The 2275-nt window shown below is 45.5% G+C and carries 2 protein-coding genes; both read right to left on the bottom strand.

Translation table 11 applies throughout. The annotated features are described in order from the left end of the window. A partial coding sequence (locus tag AC1DUA_RS34450) for a carbohydrate ABC transporter permease (RefSeq protein ID WP_477504022.1) occupies nt 1-682 on the bottom strand: 682 nt, incomplete at its 3' end. A 71-nt stretch (nt 683-753) separates the two neighbouring features. Then, nucleotides 754-2073: an ABC transporter substrate-binding protein gene (locus AC1DUA_RS34455; protein ID WP_477504023.1), complete on the bottom strand. Its 1320-nt coding sequence runs from the start codon at nt 2071-2073 to the stop codon at nt 754-756. Nucleotides 2074-2275 lie beyond the last annotated feature (202 nt).

Here is a 2275-nt window from a genome sequence, read left to right on the forward strand (position 1 = left end):
AATTGATAATGCCCATAATGATCGTAAAGAAAATGACTGGCGACAACATTGGCAGTGTTATATTGCGGAACTGAGAGATTTTGCCTGAACCATCAATTTCTGCTGCTTCGTAGAGATCTTTCGGAATCCCCTGCAAGCCCGCTAAATAGAGCACCATATAGTAACCGATTGAATGCCAAATACTAACAATAATTACCGAGAGGAGTGCCCAATGTGTCGATGCCAGCCAAGTTGGCGGATTGTCAATCCCGAGGCTTCTGAGGAAGCCATTAATCGGCCCCATGGTCGGATTATAGAGCAGCTGCCACACGACGGCTACAGCAATGGTTGCTGTAATGTGAGGCAGGAAAATCGCCGTTCGAAATATTTTAACGCCTCTCAAACCTTTATTGAGGGCGACTGCTGCCAAAATCGCAAGAATTAGCGTCACCGGTACAGAAACCGCTGTCATAAGTAAACTATTGAGCAAGGAGATACGGAATGTTTCATCACTCCATAAGCGCGTATAATTCGATAATCCCGCAAATTCAATTGCGCCGAACCCGTTCCAGTCCGTAAAGCTCATGAGGAAGGATGCACAAACCGGTAAGCAGATGAAAATCAAAAATCCAAGTATATTGGGAAGCAAGAATGTATACCCTGTCAATCGATTACGCCGTAATGCTTTGCTCGAAACCTTCATATGCTTCCCCCTATCCAAGCAGTCGAGCTTCACCTTCTATCAGCGAAGCCCGGCTGTTTCTGTTCTGTCACTTACTTTTTGCCTGCTTTGTAATCCTTGGCATATTTATCGGCCCATTCTGATGCAACGCGTTGTCCAATCTTTTGAATGGCTTGATCGACGGTCTGAGCGCCAGTAAGAGCCATTTCGCCTTCTTGCTTGTAGACACTGCCTACCAAAATGTTTTTCACACCTGGCAGCAGCGGGTATTCCGGATATTCTTTTTGCTCCACGAAAAAGTGGATGTTTTTAGGTTTCAAGCTGCCATCGCCAATATATGTCTTGCGGATTTCATCATTGATATAACCTGTAAGAAAGCCTTTTGCCGCAAATTGCTTCGCGCCTTTCACGCCGGTCATAAATTGAACGACTTTGAACGCTTCCTCTTTGTGTTTAGAGTTCTTGTTCACCATTAAGGACACTGGAGTAGCCAAGCTTGTATTGGCTGCTACGCCATCTGGATGCGGAACCGGAACAACGTCCCAATCAAAACTGATTTTCTTCTCAGCTTCTGCTTGTCTAAGTTGTGCCACATGCCAATCCCCGATCAGATTCATCGCCACATTGCCCTTCTGGAAAGCGGAATTGTAATGGGCGGATGTCGTAATTTGCTCTGCCCATCCCATGATCGAGCCGTCTTTTTCCATATCCATCCGGAATTGAAGCCCTTTCTTGAACACTGTCAGGTCTTTATCGATGATCGAAGCGCCGGTTTGAACACCTTGCATATACCACGTTTGTGCCCATGGATGTATGAATGCACCGTAAGTTTTGTTGGCGCCTTCCCCTTTCGTCATCTTCTTCGCCAACTCACGGAATTCGTCCCATGTCATGTCCGCTTTCGGATAGGCGACGCCGGCTTGATCGAACAACGTTTTGTTGTAAAAGAGCATCCAGTTGGATTTCCGGTAAGGAAGCCCGAAAACTTTATCGTTAACTTTTAATGCATCATACAGCGGGCCATACCCAGAGACATCCACATTTGCCTTTTTGACATAATCATCTAACGGCTCCAAAATACCAGTGTCCAGAAACACATCCATGTTGCCGCCGAACAAATCGATACTATCCCCAGAGGACAGCTGCATGCGAAGCTTTTCATAGTACTGCGCCTGTGGAATCGTTTCGAATTGTACTTGAATGTTCGGGTTCTCTTTGTTAAATTCGGCATAGGCCGTTTTAAATGTCTCCAAATCATCCTGTAGAACAGTTGCTTTCAAACTTACTTGCGATGCTTTTGCATCTGGGGATGCCGTGTTTTTATCTCCTGCCGACTGCCCAGCGGAACCGCATCCGGCAAGCAATCCCAACAACAATGTGCCGGTCACGCCAAGTTTCAAACTTTTTTTCATTTGACACCCACCCTTTTTTTGATATGATTTGTGTGCGCTTTCTTATTTTGAATTATACGTAGACTCCAGGCAGGCCGACAGATGAATATTTTATTCCCCCTAGTGGCTGATGAGAAGGAAGTGATCCCATGCTGTTCGTTACGCTTGTACTGCTCATTTTCACCATTTTGTTCACGTATAAGAAGCTAAACCATGCATCAAC

The organism is Paenibacillus sp. 01T422, from assembly GCF_056398785.1.